Below are 15,505 nucleotides of genomic sequence, written 5' to 3' on the forward strand. Positions count from 1 at the left end.
GCGTTTCGCGTTGCGCGGGTCAGTCCGCCTGGGGGGCGTCGGCGGCGAACAGGCCCGGCAGCGCGGCCTCGACGGCAGCGGCGGCGGCCTCGATCCCCGAGGGCGTCAGCGCGGCGACCGGGATCACCGCCCGCTCGTGGGCCTCGTGGCGGGCGCGCTGGCGGCCGTAGCGCGGGTCGTAGTGGTCGGCCATGAGCCCGGCCGCGAGCGCCTCGTAGGCGCCGGCCTGGGCGAGGCGCTGCCAGTCGGCGATCCGCTCGGCCGGTTGCAGCCGGGCGAGGCGGGCGATTGTCGCCTCGACCCGCCCCGGCTCGGCCACCGCGTCGGCATAGGCCTGCGCGGTATAGGCGGCGCGGGCGGCGAGCGGCGCCTCGATCCGCAGCCGCGGCGCGGCGCACAGCGCCTTCCACACCGCGCGGGGCAGGATCAGGTCGCCGATGCGCGAGCTTTCCGCCTCGACCACCACGGGCCGGGCGGGGTCCAGCGCCGACAGCGCCATCGCCAACCGGCTTTCGAACAGCTTCTGCGCGGGCTGCCCGCCGGGCATCGCCCCGAACAGGCTGCCGCGGTGGTTGGCCAGCCCCTCGAGGTCGATCACCTGCACCCCGCGGGCCGCGAGCCGGGCGAGGATCTCGGTCTTGGCCGAGCCGGTGTTGCCGTCGAGGACGGCGACCGGGGCGGGCGAGCCCGCCTCTTCGACCTGCGCGCTGACGAGGGCGCGCCACGCCTTCCACCCGCCGTCGAGCCGCGCCGTGCGCCAGCCGATCTGGTCGAGGATGGTGGCGAAGGCGCCGGACCGCTGGCCGCCGCGCCAGCAATAGACGAGCGGGCGCCACGCCCCGTCGCGGTCGGCCAGCGGGCCGGCGACATGGGCGGCGATGTTGGCCGCCGCCAGCGCGCCGCCGATCTTGCGGGCCTGGAACGGCGCCACCTGCTTGTAGATCGTGCCGACCTCGGCCCGCTGGGCGTCGTCCAGCACCGGCAGGTTGATGGCGCCGGGCAGGTGATCCTCGGCGTATTCGCCGGGCGAGCGGGCGTCGATGATGGTGTCGAACGCCGCCGCGGCGAGATCCCCGAGCGCGGCAGGGCGGAACGTGCTCAGCGGCACGGGGTGTCACTCCGTGGGCGGATCAGTAGACGTAGACCGGGGTGCCGACGGGGACCTGGTCGAACAGCGCCATCACCGCCTCGTTGCGCATCCGGATGCAGCCGTTCGAGACCGAGCGCCCGATCGAACCCGGCTCGGTCGTGCCGTGGATGCGGATCGAGGTGTCGTTGCCGCCGGCCGTGTAGAGATAGAGCGCGCGCGCCCCGAGCGGGTTCTTCGGCCCGCCGGGCATCCCGTCCTTCCACTTGCCGTACTGCTCGGGCTTGCGCTCGATCATCGCGGGGGTGGGCTTCCACGACGGCCACTCGACCTTGCGGCCGATCAGCGCGCGGCCCTTCCACACCAGCTCGTCCTTGCCGACGGCGACGCCGTAGCGGATGGCCCGGCCGGGGGCGACGACGTGGTAGAGGTAGTAGTCGCCCGAGACGACGACGATCGATCCGACCTCGAACCCGTCGCGGATCGGCACCTCGGTCGGCTGCGGATCGTAGCCCTTGCCCTTGGCCGGCGGGGTCTTGGCAGAGGATTTCGCGGCGGGCGCGGCCGCGAGCAGGCCGGGGGCGGCCATCAGCGGCAGGGTCAGCATCAGCATCTGGCGGCGGTTCATGCCCCGTTCCTTCTCATGGCCGTTCCTGTCGGAAACGTTTGCCGTCCCGGCTAGCGCGACCGCCGCCCGGGATCAACCCACAGCCGCGTGACGGGGTCACGGCGGTTGCAAAGCGCGGCGCAGATGCCCATCTCGGCGGGGTCGAGGAGCCCGCCATGCCCTGCTGCACCCCCCGCACCGCCGATCTGCCCGCGCCTGCGCCCCGCGCACGTCCGCGCCGCGAAGCGCGGCGTCCGGCCGCGCTGTGCCGCGGGCGCGGCGACCGGGCCTGCCGGTGCCATGCCGCGGGCCGCCGCCGCGCGGCGCGTCCCTCGCGCCGGCCGCTGCGCGTCGTGCCGCCGGTGCTGCTCTTGGACCTCTCCCATCCGCCGCCCTGTCCGCAGGCGCCGCCCGTCCCCTCTGGACCCGCCCCCGCGACCGGACCAGAGAGGATGACATGGACGAACCCCGCACGACCCACACCAGAGAGATCGAGTTTCCCGTCGAGGGCCTGAGCTGCGCGGCCTGCGTCGGCCGGGCCGAGCGCGCCCTGATTGCCGTGCCGGGCGTGGCGGGGGCGAGTGTGAACCTTGCCACCCGCCGCGCCCGGGTGCGGCTGGATGACCCGGCCGCGGTCACCCCGGCGCTCGCCGCGCTCGAGCGCGCGGGCTATCCTGCGGCGCTGAGCACCACCCGGCTGAGCGTCGAGGGGATGACCTGCGCCAGTTGCACCGGCCGGGTCGAGCGGGCGCTGACCGCGCTGCCCGGCGTGACCGGGGCGGCGGCGAACCTCGCCACCCGCTCGGTCAGCGTCACCCACGCCCCCGGCGTCTCGCCCGAGGCGCTCGCCGGGGCGGTCACGCGGGCGGGCTATCCGGCGACGGCGCCCTCGGACGGCGCGCCCGCCGCGGCGGCCCCCGACGAGGCCGCCGCGCTGCGCCGCCGGTTGATCCTCGCCGCGGTCCTGACCCTGCCGGTGTTCGTGGCCGAGATGGGCGGGCACATGATCCCCGGCTTCCACCACTGGCTCATGCACCGCGTCGATGAACAGGTGCTGTGGCTCGGGCAGATGCTGCTGACGCTCGCCGTGCTGGTCGGGCCGGGGCGGGGGTTCTTCGCCCACGGCATCCCCGCGCTGCTGCGCGGCGCGCCCGAGATGAACAGCCTCGTGGCGCTCGGCGCCGGCGCGGCGTTCCTCTATTCCAGCGTGGTGACGCTGGCGCCCGGGCTGGTGCCGCCCGAGGCGCGGCACGTCTATTTCGAGGCCGCGGCGGTCATCGTCACGCTGATCCTGATGGGCCGCTGGCTCGAGGCCCGCGCCCGCGGGCAGGCGGGGCAGGCGATCCGGCGGCTGGTGGAGCTCGCCCCCGCCACCGCCACCGTGATGCGCGGCGGGGTCGAGGTCGAGCTGCCGGTGGCCGAGCTGGTGCCGGGCGACCTCGTGCGGCTCAAGCCCGGCGCGCGCGTGGCGGCGGACGGCGAGATCACCGAGGGCGAGGGCGCCATCGACGAGGCGATGCTGACCGGCGAGCCCGTGCCCGCGGTCAAGCGGCCCGGCGACCCGGTGACCGGCGGCACGGTCAACGGCCCCGCGGCGCTGACCTATCGCGTGACGGCGACCGGCGCCGACACGGCGCTCGCCCGGATCGTGCGGCTGGTCGAGGACGCGCAGGCCACCAAGCTGCCGGTGCAGGCGATGGTGGACCGGGTGACGCGGGTGTTCGTGCCGGTGGTGATGGCGCTCGCCGCGCTGGCCTTTGGCCTGTGGCTGGTCTTCGGCCACGGCCTCGCCCCGGCGCTGGTCGCCGGGGTGGCGGTGCTGATCATCGCCTGCCCCTGCGCGATGGGGCTCGCGGTGCCGGTCTCGATCATGGTCGGGACCGGGCGCGGGGCCGAGCTGGGCATCCTCTTCCGCCGCGGCGACGCGCTGCAGCGGCTGGCCGAGGCCCGCGTGGTGGGGTTCGACAAGACCGGCACGCTGACCGAGGGGCGCCCGGCGCTGGTGGCGCTCGAGACCGAGGGCATGGACGAGGCCGAGGCGCTGCGTCTGGCGGCCGCGGCCGAGGCGTTGAGCGAGCACCCCCTCGCCGCCGCCGTGCTGGCCGCGGCGCGGGACCGGGGGCTGGCGCTGCCGCAGGCCACAGGCGTCCGGGCGGCGGTGGGGCAGGGGCTCTCGGCCTCGGTCGAGGGGCGCGCGGTGCTGATCGGCAACGCCGGCGCCCTGGCCGGCTTAGGCGTGGCGCTGGCCCCGCGGCTCGCCGCGCGGGCCGAGGCGCTGGCGGCCGAGGCCGCGACGCCGGTGCACCTGGCGGTGGACGGCGCCCATGTCGCGGTGCTCGGCATGGCCGACCCGGTCCGCGCCAGCTCGGCCGAGGCCGTCGCGGCGCTGCACCGGCTGGGGCTCAAGGTGGCGATGATCTCGGGCGACGTGCCGGCGGCGGCCGAGGCGGTCGGGCGGCGGCTCGGGATCGACGACGTGACCGGGGGCGTGCTGCCCGAGGGCAAGCTCGAGGCGATCCGGGCGATGGGCCGGGGCAGCGTCTTCGTCGGCGACGGGATCAACGACGCCCCGGCGCTGGCCGCGGCCGAGACCGGCATCGCGCTCGGCTCGGGCACCGATGTGGCGATCGAGGCGGCCGAGGTTGTGCTCGCCTCGGGCGATCCGGCGGGCGTCGCGCGGGCGATCCGGCTGAGCCGCGCGGTGATGCGCAACATCCGCCAGAACCTGTTCTGGGCCTTTGCCTACAACGCCGCGCTGATCCCGGTGGCGATGGGGGCGCTGGTGCCCTTCGGGGGGCCGCAGCTCTCGCCGGTGCTCGCCGCAGGCGCCATGGCGATGTCGTCGGTCTTCGTGGTGACGAACGCGCTGCGGCTCAGGCGGTTTGCCTAAGCCTGCGGGCCGATCAGGCTGTCGACCCACGCGGGGACGGTGGTCCCCGCCGGCCCCGCGATGGTGCGCTCGAACCGGCCCGGCGCGGTGGGGTCGAGGTTCAGCTCGACCGTCTCGGCCCCCATGGCGGCGGCCAGATCGACGAAGCCCGCGGCCGGATAGACCTGGCCCGAGGTGCCGATGGCGGCGAACAGGTCGGCCTCGGCCAGCGCGGCCTCGATCCGGTCCATGTGATAGGGCATCTCGCCGAACCAGACGATGTCGGGCCGGGCGGCGGGGGCGCCACAGGCCGGGCAGCGGGTGCCGCGCGGCATCGTCTCGGGCGCGGGCCAGCGGTGCCCGCAGGCGGCGCAGAGCGCGCTGTCGAGCCGGCCGTGCATGTGGATCACGTCCCGCGCCCCGGCCCGGTCGAGCAGCGCATCGACGTTCTGGGTGATGAGCGTGACGCCGGCCGCATGGCTCAGCCGGGCCAGCGCATGATGGGCGGGGTTCGGCGCCACCGCGGCGGCTGCGGCCCGGCGCAGGTCGTAGAACCGCAGCACGAGGTCGGGGTCGCGGGCAAAGGCCTCGGGCGTGGCCACGTCCTCGACCCGGTGCTGTTCCCACAGCCCGCCCGCGTCGCGGAAGGTGGCGATGCCGCTTTCGGCCGAAAGCCCGGCGCCGGTCAGCACCACGATGCGGTCAGGGCGGCGGGCCATCGGCGCGGTCTTTCAGCGGCGAGCGTCAGGGACGATCACAGGGCAGGGGCGTCAGCGCGCGCAATAGGCCTCGGCCGCGGCGGCGAAGTTCTTGTAGCGGTCCCAGAACTGGTTGTCCGAGGCGCTCTTCGACATCCGCACGTCCTGCGCCTGCTGGGCGTCGCGGAAGAAGCCCGCGGCGCGGCGCTGGTCGGCGCGCGACAGCGTCATGTCCGCGACCTGCTGGATGCAGCCGCAGAGCGCCGGGTTGCGGGCGCCGCGTTCGGACCGCACGCAGGCGTTGTCCACCGGACCCGCGACGGCGAAGGGCGCGGTCATCAGGATCGCGGCCACGGCCACGGCAGGCTTCAGCACCGATGATTTCAGCATGGCGTCAGGCTCCTGTCCCCGGGAAAGCTGCCTTGGCGGCAGTCGTTGGTCATGGGCTTCCGATACCAAATCCGGGGCGTTGCGACAATCGTCCCGATGTCGCAGGACACAAGCGGTAGGGTCTCCGCCGCCCGCCCACCAGATATTGTGGCATCCCGCGCGTTCCCGCTCGCCTCACGCGCGAATCACCCGGGCGTGAGGCCGGCTTGCGCCGCGGCCGGGGGCGGTCTAGGCGCGGGACCATGCTGACCATCGGCCTCGATGCGGACGACACGCTGTGGGAGAACGAGGCGTTCTTCCATCTGACCCAGGACGATTTCGTCGCCCTGCTGTCGGACCATGCCGACCCCGCCACCATCCGCGCGCGGCTCTACGACACCGAGATCCGCAACCTCGAGATCTACGGCTACGGGATCAAGGGCTTCACGCTGTCGATGATCCAGACCGCGCTGGAACTGACCGGGGGCGAATTGCCCGGCCCGGTCACGGCCCGGCTCCTGGCGCTGGGGCAGGAGATGCTGCGCCACCCGGTCCGCCTGCTCGCGGGCGTCGAGGAGGCGCTGGCGGGGCTCGCCGGACACCGGCTCATCCTGATCACCAAGGGCGACGTGCTGGATCAGGAGCGCAAGCTCGCCACCTCGGGGCTGGCCGAGGCCTTCGACAAGGTCGAGATCGTCCAGCACAAGACGCCCGCGGCCTACCTGTCCGTGCTGCGCCGGGCCGGGATCGCGGCCGAGGGGTTCCTGATGGCGGGAAACTCGATGCGCTCGGACGTGCTGCCGGTGATCGAGATCGGCGGCCACGGGGTGCTGATCCCCGCGGCGCTCGGGTGGGCGCACGAGGATGCCGCGGACCCCGATCACCCGCGCTTCCACCGGCTGGACCGGATCGCCGCGCTGCCCGCGCTGATCGCGCGGATCGAGGCGGGCGGCTGACGGCGAGCGGGGCGGTCAGTCCAGCGGAACGGGGGTGTAGCCCTCGGCCGAGATCACCTCGGCGGCGCGGGCGGTGCCCAGTTCCTCGACCGTGACGATCTTGCTGGCGAGATCGGCGGTGGCGCGGCCGCCGGCCGCGGCGACGGCCTTTTCGATGGCGGCGGAGCAATGGCCGCAGGTCATGTCCTCGACGTGGAACCTCATCGCGCATCCTTTCCCGGCTTGACGCTGCGGGACGACTCTAGCATCGCCCGGACCATGACCGCCAGCACCCGCCCCACCCCCACGGCACCCGACCTCGGCAACCTGCGCGCCGCCGGCTGGATGACCGGCGCGATGGCGATGTTCGCGGTCGAGGATGCCGCGATCAAGGTGCTGGGCGTGCGGCTGGGCGCGGGGCAGATCGTGGCGGCGCTGGGGGTGGCTGGCCTTGCGGTGTTCTGGGCGCTGCTGGCGCGCGACGGCGGCCGGCTCTGGACCCGCGACCTGCTGCGTCCGGCGGTGGTGCTGCGCAACGCGGGCGAGCTGCTCGGCACGCTCTGCTTCGTCTCGGCGCTGGCGCTGAGCGACCTCGCCTCGGCCTCGGCGATCCTGCAGGCGCTGCCGCTGGCGCTGGTGATGGGCGGGGCGCTGTTTCTGGGCGAGCGGGTGGGCTGGCGGCGCTGGGCGGCGATCCTCGCGGGGTTCGCGGGGGTGCTGATGATCGTGCGGCCGGGCACGGCGGCGTTCCAGCCCGCCTCTCTGCTGGCGCTGGTGGCGGTGGCGGGGCTGGCGCTGCGCGACCTCTCGACCCGGCGGATGCCGCGGCACGTGCCGTCGCACCAGCTCTCGGCCTCGGCCTATGCGGCGCTGATCCCCGGCGGGCTGGCGCTGGCGGCGGCCGAGGGGCGCGCGATGCTGGTCCCCGACCGCGCCGAGGCGCTGGCCCTTGTCGTCGCGGTGCTGGTCGGCACGCTCGGCTACGCGATGATGGTGCGCGCGACGCGGGTGGGCGAGGCCTCGGCCGTGGCGCCGTTCCGCTATACCCGGCTGGTCTTCACCCTCGTCCTCGCCGTGGCGTTCTTCGGCGAACGCCCCGATGCCGCGACCCTCGCCGGGGCGGCGGTGATCGTCGGCGCGGGCAGCTTTGCCATGTGGCGCGAGTGCCGCCGCGCCCGCGCCGCGGGGCCGCCGCCGGGGACGCGCGTCTGACCCCTTCCCGCGTGGCCGTGGCCCCTGTATAGCCCGGCCATGACCGAGCTTTCCCTCATCCGCAATTTCTCGATCGTGGCCCATATCGACCACGGCAAATCCACGCTGGCCGATCGTCTGATCCAGATGACCGGCACCGTCGCCGAGCGCGACATGAAGGAGCAGCTGCTCGACAGCATGGACATCGAGCGGGAACGCGGCATCACCATCAAGGCCAACACGGTGCGGATCTCGTATCCCGCCAAGGACGGCCAGACCTACACGCTGAACCTGATCGACACCCCCGGCCACGTCGACTTCGCCTATGAGGTCAGCCGCTCGATGCGCGCGGTCGAGGGCTCGCTCTTGGTCGTGGACGCCTCACAGGGCGTCGAGGCGCAGACGCTCGCCAATGTCTATCAGGCGATCGACGCGGGGCACGAGATCGTGCCGGTGTTGAACAAGATCGACCTGCCCGCGGCCGAGCCCGAGCGGGTCAAGGAGAACATCGAGGACGTGATCGGCATCGACGCCTCGGACGCGGTGATGATCTCGGCCAAGACGGGCCTTGGCATCCCCGACGTGTTGGAAGCCATCGTGACCCGGCTGCCCGCGCCCAAGGGCGAGCGCGACGCGCCCCTCAAGGCGATGCTGGTCGACAGCTGGTATGACGCCTATCTGGGCGTCGTCGTCATGATCCGGGTCATGGACGGGGTGATCCGCAAGGGCGACCGGGTGAAGATGATGCAGACCGGCGCGGTCTACGGCATCGACAAGCTGGCCGTGCTGACGCCGGCGATGAAGGACATCCCCGAACTCGGCCCCGGCGAGATCGGCGTCTTCACCGCCTCGATCAAGCAGGTCCGCGACACCCGCGTGGGCGACACCATCACCCATGAGCGCAAGGGCACCGACACCCCGCTGCCCGGCTTCAAGCCCGCCCAGCCGGTGGTGTTCTGCGGCCTCTTCCCGGTCGACGCCAACGACTTCGACGCCCTGCGCGACGCGATCGAGAAGCTGGCGCTGAACGACGCGTCCTTCAGCTACGAGATGGAGACCTCGGCCGCGCTCGGCTTCGGCTTCCGCTGCGGGTTCCTGGGCCTCCTGCATCTCGAGGTGGTGCGCGACCGGCTCGAGCGGGAGTACGACCTCGACCTGATCACCACGGCGCCCTCGGTCGTGTTCAAGCTCTACATGCGCGACGGCGAGGTGCGCGACCTGCACAACCCCGCCGACATGCCCGACCTGACGCTGGTCGACCATATCGAGGAGCCGCGGATCAAGGCCACGATCATGGTCCCGGACGAGTATCTGGGCGACGTGCTGAAGCTCTGCCAGGACCGCCGCGGCATCCAGCTGGACCTGACCTACGCCGGCAGCCGGGCGATGGTGGTCTATGACCTGCCGCTGGCCGAGGTGGTGTTCGACTTCTACGACCGGCTGAAATCGGTGACCAAGGGCTATGCGTCCTTCGACTACCAGATCTCGGAATACCGCGAGGATCACCTGGTCAAGATGTCGATCCTGGTGAACGACGAGCCGGTGGACGCGCTGTCGATCATGGTCCACCGCGACCGCGCCGAGGCGCGCGGCCGGGTGATGGTGGAAAAGCTCAAGGAGCTGATCCCGCGCCACATGTTCAAGATCCCGATCCAGGCCGCGATCGGCGGCCGGGTGATCGCACGCGAGACTCTGGCGGCGTTGCGCAAGGACGTGACGGCGAAGTGCTATGGCGGGGATGCGACGCGGAAGAAGAAGCTGCTCGAGAAGCAGAAGGCGGGGAAGAAGAAGATGCGCCAGTTCGGGAAGGTGGAGATCCCGCAGTCGGCGTTTATCTCGGCGTTGAAGATGGATGGGTGAGGGGATGGTTATCTCCCCGGCTAAGCTTTTCTTAATCTGCCATAAACGGGTTAATTAAATGGCCACAACTTTTCGGCGGCTGCCAGCAAATGTGATTCAGCAATTAAGCGTTTTAGAAGGAAGCGCGGTTGAAGTTCGAGCGCTCGTCACGGTTTCTCCAGGCGAGTTGGGCGAATTTTCTGGCGCAGGGTTAAATTCAAACAACTTGTCTGTTGGGGATTCTTGGACGTTTCTTCCCTCTAGCGAGGCTGGCAGTTACTCTAGAAAAAATCGCGAAGGGTGGGAGGTAATCCGAAAAGATCTTCCAAAATACAATAAGACATTCTGTCACGATATTCAGAACTTTGGCGATGGATCGACTTATGGTTGGTCGACGGTTTGCGTCGATCGCATGGTTTACCACCGAGACCAGTATACTCCGCCCATGCACGAAATCAAAGTCGTGGTTGATGAGTTGCTACCTGATGGTAGCTTTGGGGTTTTGTTTGTAATTCAGAACAATTTCGATCGCGACAGCGAAAGCTTTTCTGAGGATTTATTGTTTGCCATTAATCTAATGCGGGAAAATGCAGGTACTGCGTCGGTGGTTGCGCCAGAAGAACCTAGAGCATATTTCACTGATCGGGTAGATTGGGAGCTGTTTCCGCCCGGGAGTGTTGATCAGGTCTTGGCATCCCTGAAGCGCGGTCGACGGTTAAGTCCTGATGCTGAGATTACTGCTAAGGAACGGTTGAAGCTATTTGAGAAGTTTTCACCTGTGAGCTATCTCAGAGGGTTAGGCGGGGCTGACTCTTATATTGGGGCTCGGTACGCGGACGACTTGATCGTCTTTGAAAATACTCGCTACGGTAATGCTCTATACATGCTCTACGAAGATTGGGAGCAGTACTCTCAAGTGCCGCGATCGAAACTTTTAACTATGGCGGGCGATAGATTTGATAGGATCGTCCATCGGGCTGGATGGGAGAACGTCTTCGAGAAATTAATTAGGAAGCGCTTTAAAGAGCGAGGTATTTCGCTCAGAAGGAGGTAGGGAGCTGACCCGCGGTTAGTGCTCCAAATATTACCGACGTAAACAGTCTACTATGCTAATTCCGGCGGGAGAAGCTTGAGCAACCGTAGAATTGGAGAGTGCTCGCACGCACCAATTCACGCCCAACCCCGAAGGTGCGTGTGAACACGCACCCCACCCACCTCGGCCCGCCGTTCTCGCGGTTGGCCGAAGAACACCCGTAGGGTGCGTGCTCGCACGCACCATTTCCCCGACCGCTGCAAAGGTGCGTGTGAACACGCACCCTACCGCCCCCACCTCGCCCCGCCGTTCTCGCGGTGGACCGAAGAACACCCGTAGGGTGCGTGCTCGCACGCACCAATTCCCCGAACGCCGCAAAGGTGCGTGTGAACACGCACCCTACCACGCCCACCTCGGCCCGCCGATCTCGCGGTGGACGGAAGAATACGGCCAGTCCTCGGGGCGCATGACCAGGCCATGCTTCACCGGATTGAACCAGCAATAGCGCAGATGCGCCGTGAGGTCGGTTTCGTCGCGGATATGATGCTCCCAATACCGGCGCTGCCAGAGTCCGCGCTCGCCGCGCGCGATGTGGCTCTGCCGCCGCGCCCCCATCGGCAAGCCCCGCGAGAACCGCGCTTTGATCAGTCGCCAGCGCAGCGCATAGTCCCCGTCCGGCACGCGCCAGATGCAGTGCATGTGGTCGGGCAGGACCACCCACGCCTCGATCCCGAACGGCCGCTCCGCCCGCGTGACCCGCACCGCCGCGCGCAGGCGCTCGATCTCGGCCACCAGCACATCGCTGCGGCGGTCGGCCAGCGCGACGGTAAAGAACACCGGCGCTTCGGACCGGGGCGGGCGGCGGTAATTCGACATGGCCCGAGCATGCCCGGGGACGGGTTAAGGATGCGTTGACGCGTCCTGCCCGCCCCACTTGACCCCCTCCACCCCGCGGGCCACTCTCGCCGCCAACCCGATCCCCGGAGACCCCCATGACCCCCGACGCCGCCCGGAAAACCCTCACCGCCCGCCGTGACGAGCTGCTCGCCTCGCTGACCGAGATCGAGGATCAGCTCGACGATCCGGTGCCGAAAGACTGGGAGGATGCGGCCTCCGAGCGGCAGGGGGACGAGGTGCTGACTGCCCTCGGCCACGCGGAGGAGGCCGAGCTGCGGCGCATCGACGCGGCGCTCGCGCGGATCGAGGCCGGCGAATACGGCGCATGCGTCCAGTGCGGCAAGGACATCGCCGACAAGCGGCTCGAACTGCTGCCCGACACGCCGTTCTGCGCCAACTGCGCGCCCTGAGCGGCGCCGCCGCGCTCAGCCGCCGCGCACGGCGTCGGGATGCTCGGCCAGGAACGCCTTGAGCGTCGCGTAGAGATCGCGCGCGTGGGGCAGGTTGTCGGCGTGCAGCGCCGCGCGGATGTCGTCCGAGATCATCTGCTCGACCCGGTGGCCGCCGCCGCGGTGCGTCATCAGCCATTCGGACAGCCGGGCCGCGTCCACCTGGCCCAGATGCTCGTGCTCGGCCACGGCCGCGATCTCGTCTCGGCTGAGGCTGGTCATGTCCAGGATGTCCTCCGGGTTGATCATCGCCGCGCCCTCCCCCTCGCTGATGCCCTGCGATGTGACGGTAGCATGACAGCCGCGGCCGCCCAAAGGAAAAGCCGCGGGGCGGCGGGGGCGCCTCTTGCCGGGGCGGGCCGGGTCTGGTCAGCTCTGATCTGGATCAAGGCGCTGACCGCCAGGCCGCGCTAACCGGGCCGGGCCAACACGAAAGGACCCTCGATGCCGCGTCTCTTCATGCTTCTTCTGTCGATCTCGGTCGGCACGCTGGCCGGGATCGGGGTCATCGCGGCGCTGGTCATGGGGTATTACACCTGGCAGGCGATCCTGCTGGCCGCCGCCATCGGCGCGGTGATCGCGGTGCCGGTGACCTGGGTGGTGGCCAAGCGCATCCAGGCGACCGACCCGGCCGACAGCCTCGACTGAGGCGGCCGCCTCAGCCGAGGAACGCCGCCACCCGCGCGGTGACCTCGGCCGGCTTTTCGGCGTGCAGCCAGTGGCCGGTGTCGGCCACGACCTCGATCGTGGCGCGGGGAAAGAGGGCGCGGAACGCCGCCTCGCCCGCGTGATCGACATAGTCGCTGTCGCCGCCGGCCAGCACCAGCGTCTCGCCGTCGAAATGCGGGCCGTCGTGGTCGGGAAATCCGGTCAGCGACGCCATCTGGTCGCGCAGCGCGCCGAGGTTCATCCGCCAGCGCGGCGGATCGGACTTGAGGTCGAGCGACTGCAGCAGGAACGCCCGCACGCCGTGATCCTCGATCCGCGCCGAGAGCGCCGCGTCCGCCTGGCTGCGGGTGCGGGCGGACGAGAAATCGGTCTCCTCCATCGCGTCGATCAGCTTGCTCTGGGTGTGGCCGTATTCCACCGGCGCGATGTCGAGGACGACGAGCCGGCGCACCAGCTCGGGCCGGGTCAGCGCCAGCCACATCGCGGCCTTGCCGCCCATCGAATGCCCGACGACATCCGCCTTGCCCCCCTCGGCCTCGATCACCGCGGCGAGGTCAGCGGCCAGCGCATCGTAGGAGTGGTCGTCGTCCCAGAACGAGTCGCCGTGGTTGCGCATGTCGACCGAGACGACGCGCCGCGTCTCGGCGAGCTGGCGGGCAATGACGCCCAGGTTGCGGCCCTGCCCGAACAGCCCGTGCGCGATCAGGACGGGCGGGATGCCGGGGGTGTCAGGCCCGGTGATGGTGGTGGAGAGCGTCATCGATCAACCTTTGCGCGTCTGGCCAGCGCCGATCATTACCCCTAATCTCGGCGCGTTCCAGTGCCAGCAGCGCCGTGGGGGAAACGATGGCCGAACCGGATGTGCAGGCGCTGGCCGACGAGGTCGCGCAGCTCATGGCGCAGCGCTTCGGCGGGGCGAGGCGGGGCACCCGGCCCGATCTCGCCACCATGCTGCGCCGGCGTGGCGGCGCGCTGCCGCGGCGCAAGCGCAAGGCGGCGCAGCGGCTGGCGGCGCTGCAGCAGAAGGCGGTTGTGCCGCGGGTGGCGCGGCAGATCGACACCACGCCCGCCGTGCGCGACCACGCCGAGCTGGTGAAATACCTGCGCCCGCTGGGCGCCGGGAGGCGCTGGACGAACAGTGCCACGAACATCGCCGCGGCGGTGATGTTCGGGCTGATGATCCTTGCCGCCGTGGTGCTGTGGGTGCTGGTCTGGCGCGGGCATCTGGGATGAGACGCTGCGGCGCGCCGCGCGTCCCCTCGCGCCGGGTCGGGGGCGCCCCCATCTCGGTCCGATGAGCCACGACCTGCCGCACATCCCCGCGCCCGACACATCGTCACCCGCCGATCCCGTGGGCGACCCGATCGAGGCGCTGGCCGCGGCGGGCGGGGTGCTGGCCGTCATCACCGGGGTCGAGGGTCCGCATTACCGCAACCCCGGCGCGGTCATGGGCTTCCCGGCGCTCGGGGACGGAGGCCTTGGCGCGGTGGGGCAGCTCAGCTCGGGCTGCATCGAGGCCGATCTTGCGCTGCACGCCGCCGAGGTCTGGCGCGACGGGGCAGGGCGGCAGCTCCGCTACGGGCTCGGCTCGCCCTTCGTGGACCTGCGGCTGCCCTGCGGCGGGGGGCTGGACGTGGCGCTGATCGCGGTGCGCGACCCCGCGCCGCTCAGGGCGGCGCTGGACCTGCGGGCGGCGCGGCGGACGGCGTGGCTGGACCTCGACCTCGGCAACGGCGGCAGGATCTCCGTGGGCGAGACCCGGCCCGCGCCCGCCCCCGGCCGCTTCGCGCTGGCCGTCCGCCCGCCGCCCGCCTTCGCGGTGCTGGGGGTGGGGGTCGAGGCGCTGACCTTCGCGGCGCTCGCCCACGCCGCGGGTTATCCCGTCACGCTGTCCTCCCCCGACGCGGCGACCCGGACGGCGGCGCGGCGCGCGGGCACGCCGCTCGCCCCGCCCGGACCGCTCGTCGCGGACGCGCGCACAGCGGTCACGCTGTTCTTCCACGATCACGAGGTCGAGCCCGCGCTGCTGGCCGAGGCGCTGCGCAGCGAGGCCTTCTACATCGGCGCGCAGGGCAGCCTGCGGACCCACCAGCGACGGCTCGCGGCGCTGGCCGAGCTGGGCCTGACCCCGACCGAGACGGCGCGGCTGCGCGGGCCGATCGGGCTGATCCCCTCGGCCCGTGACCCGCGGGTGCTGGCGGTGTCGGTGCTGGCCGAGGTGCTGGGCGAGGCGCTGTCGGCGGCCCCCGCATGACCGCGGCCGGGGCCTGCGACGCGGGTCTGCTGCTGGCCGCGGGGCACTCGCGCCGCTGGGGTAAGGGTGACAAGCTCCTGGCCGACTGGCGGGGGGCGCCGCTGGTGGCCCATGCGGCGGCGGCGCTGGCGGCGGTGCCGCTGGCGCATCGGCTGGCCGTGGTGCGCTCGGCCGAGGTCGCGGCGGTGATCGCCGCGCGGATGCCCGGCTGCCGGATCGTGACCGTGACGGGCGCCGAGATGTCCGACAGCCTGCGCGCGGGCGTGGCAGCCGCCGCGGCGCTGGGGGTCACGCGGCTGCTTGTGACCCTCGGGGACATGCCCGAGGTCACGCCCGCCACCCTGCACCGCATCCTGTCGGCGGCCGGGGACGGGGCTGCGGCCGCGGCCCACGGCCCCGAGGCGCGGCCGGGACCGCCCGCCTGCCTGCCCGCGGGCCTCTTTCCCGCCGTCGCGGGCCTGTCGGGCGATCAGGGCGCGGGCGGGCTGCTGGCGCGCGCCGGCGCCCGGCGCGTCGCCGTCCCGGCGGCCGAGCTGGCCGACGTGGACGTGCCGACCCCCTGAGACCTACCCACACCCTGAGCGCCGCTGCGGCACGTCGCCCGTGAC

General features: G+C 71.4%; 18 protein-coding genes. 10 read left to right on the plus strand and 8 right to left on the minus strand.

Translation table 11 applies throughout. The features are described 5' to 3' along the window. Positions 1-19: 19 nt before the first annotated feature. A complete protein-coding gene (mnmH, locus tag HGN31_RS11230) occupies positions 20-1,108 on the minus strand; it encodes a tRNA 2-selenouridine(34) synthase MnmH (RefSeq protein ID WP_244960986.1) in 1,089 nt (362 codons plus the stop codon). Positions 1,109-1,130: 22 nt separating this feature from the next. Next, a complete protein-coding gene (locus tag HGN31_RS11235) occupies positions 1,131-1,715 on the minus strand; it encodes a L,D-transpeptidase (protein ID WP_036701524.1) in 585 nt (194 codons plus the stop codon). Between the two features lie 436 nt (positions 1,716-2,151). Here HGN31_RS11235 and HGN31_RS11240 point away from each other — a divergent pair, with 436 nt between their 5' ends. Further along, on the plus strand, positions 2,152-4,584 hold the full coding sequence (locus tag HGN31_RS11240) for a heavy metal translocating P-type ATPase (RefSeq protein WP_168783237.1): 2,433 nt from the start codon (positions 2,152-2,154) through the stop codon (positions 4,582-4,584). Here the strand turns inward: HGN31_RS11240 and HGN31_RS11245 are convergent. Next, a complete protein-coding gene (locus HGN31_RS11245; protein WP_036701528.1) occupies positions 4,581-5,282 on the minus strand; it encodes an NAD-dependent deacylase in 702 nt (233 codons plus the stop codon). The two genes, HGN31_RS11240 and HGN31_RS11245, sit on opposite strands and share 4 nt — an antisense overlap. Before the next feature lie 51 nt (positions 5,283-5,333). Beyond that, a complete protein-coding gene (locus HGN31_RS11250) occupies positions 5,334-5,651 on the minus strand; it encodes a hypothetical protein (RefSeq protein WP_139305898.1) in 318 nt (105 codons plus the stop codon). 242 nt (positions 5,652-5,893) lie between these two features. Here HGN31_RS11250 and HGN31_RS11255 point away from each other — a divergent pair, with 242 nt between their 5' ends. Continuing rightward, positions 5,894-6,586 (plus strand): HAD family hydrolase, encoded by a 693-nt coding sequence (locus HGN31_RS11255; protein WP_036733088.1) that lies wholly within the window; start codon positions 5,894-5,896, stop codon positions 6,584-6,586. A gap of 15 nt (positions 6,587-6,601) precedes the next feature. On the opposite strand, the gene HGN31_RS11260 is transcribed toward HGN31_RS11255, so the two are convergent. Further along, positions 6,602-6,790: a cation transporter gene (locus HGN31_RS11260; RefSeq protein WP_168783238.1), complete on the minus strand. Its 189-nt coding sequence runs from the start codon at positions 6,788-6,790 to the stop codon at positions 6,602-6,604. A gap of 54 nt (positions 6,791-6,844) precedes the next feature. On the opposite strand from HGN31_RS11260, the gene HGN31_RS11265 reads away from it, so the two are divergent. Genes HGN31_RS11265 through HGN31_RS11275 form a run of 3 tightly spaced genes read left to right on the plus strand, consistent with a single transcriptional unit; the run spans position 6,845 to position 10,649 of the window. Next, positions 6,845-7,777, plus strand: coding sequence for a DMT family transporter (locus HGN31_RS11265; protein WP_168783239.1), 933 nt, complete (start codon positions 6,845-6,847; stop codon positions 7,775-7,777). 39 nt (positions 7,778-7,816) lie between these two features. Beyond that, entirely contained in the window at positions 7,817-9,616 is a 1,800-nt protein-coding gene (gene lepA, locus HGN31_RS11270; RefSeq protein WP_043133647.1) for a translation elongation factor 4, read from the plus strand. A gap of 58 nt (positions 9,617-9,674) precedes the next feature. Next, complete coding sequence (locus HGN31_RS11275) at positions 9,675-10,649, plus strand: hypothetical protein (protein ID WP_168783240.1); 975 nt, start codon at positions 9,675-9,677, stop codon at positions 10,647-10,649. Between the two features lie 378 nt (positions 10,650-11,027). On the opposite strand, the gene HGN31_RS11280 is transcribed toward HGN31_RS11275, so the two are convergent. Further along, entirely contained in the window at positions 11,028-11,504 is a 477-nt protein-coding gene (locus tag HGN31_RS11280) for an REP-associated tyrosine transposase (RefSeq protein WP_168783241.1), read from the minus strand. Positions 11,505-11,620: 116 nt separating this feature from the next. On the opposite strand from HGN31_RS11280, the gene HGN31_RS11285 reads away from it, so the two are divergent. After that, positions 11,621-11,935 (plus strand): TraR/DksA family transcriptional regulator, encoded by a 315-nt coding sequence (locus HGN31_RS11285; RefSeq protein ID WP_168783242.1) that lies wholly within the window; start codon positions 11,621-11,623, stop codon positions 11,933-11,935. Between the two features lie 15 nt (positions 11,936-11,950). Here the strand turns inward: HGN31_RS11285 and HGN31_RS11290 are convergent, their stop codons facing one another. Beyond that, the gene (locus tag HGN31_RS11290) at positions 11,951-12,223 is read right to left on the minus strand and encodes a hypothetical protein (RefSeq protein ID WP_036701542.1); all 273 of its coding nucleotides are present in this window, start codon (positions 12,221-12,223) and stop codon (positions 11,951-11,953) included. A 195-nt stretch (positions 12,224-12,418) separates the two neighbouring features. Here HGN31_RS11290 and HGN31_RS11295 point away from each other — a divergent pair, with 195 nt between their 5' ends. Next, a complete protein-coding gene (locus HGN31_RS11295) occupies positions 12,419-12,622 on the plus strand; it encodes a hypothetical protein (RefSeq protein ID WP_036701545.1) in 204 nt (67 codons plus the stop codon). 10 nt (positions 12,623-12,632) lie between these two features. Here HGN31_RS11295 and HGN31_RS11300 read toward each other — a convergent pair whose 3' ends face one another. Beyond that, positions 12,633-13,403, minus strand: coding sequence for an alpha/beta fold hydrolase (locus HGN31_RS11300; RefSeq protein WP_168783243.1), 771 nt, complete (start codon positions 13,401-13,403; stop codon positions 12,633-12,635). 86 nt (positions 13,404-13,489) lie between these two features. Between HGN31_RS11300 and HGN31_RS11305 the strand changes: the two genes are divergently transcribed. The 3 genes from HGN31_RS11305 to HGN31_RS11315 all read left to right on the plus strand — a co-directional run bounded on the left by HGN31_RS11305 (position 13,490) and on the right by HGN31_RS11315 (position 15,460). Next, positions 13,490-13,876: a hypothetical protein gene (locus HGN31_RS11305; protein WP_036701550.1), complete on the plus strand. Its 387-nt coding sequence runs from the start codon at positions 13,490-13,492 to the stop codon at positions 13,874-13,876. Positions 13,877-13,937: 61 nt separating this feature from the next. Further along, positions 13,938-14,897, plus strand: a complete 960-nt coding sequence (locus HGN31_RS11310) for an XdhC family protein (protein ID WP_168783244.1) — start codon at positions 13,938-13,940, stop codon at positions 14,895-14,897. Further along, the gene (locus HGN31_RS11315; RefSeq protein ID WP_168783245.1) at positions 14,894-15,460 is read left to right on the plus strand and encodes a nucleotidyltransferase family protein; all 567 of its coding nucleotides are present in this window, start codon (positions 14,894-14,896) and stop codon (positions 15,458-15,460) included. Before HGN31_RS11310 ends, HGN31_RS11315 begins: the two co-directional genes overlap by 4 nt. Positions 15,461-15,505 lie beyond the last annotated feature (45 nt).

Origin of the sequence: Paracoccus sanguinis, from assembly GCF_012689545.1 — a bacterium.
Taxonomy (GTDB): Bacteria; Pseudomonadota; Alphaproteobacteria; order Rhodobacterales; family Rhodobacteraceae; genus Paracoccus; species Paracoccus panacisoli.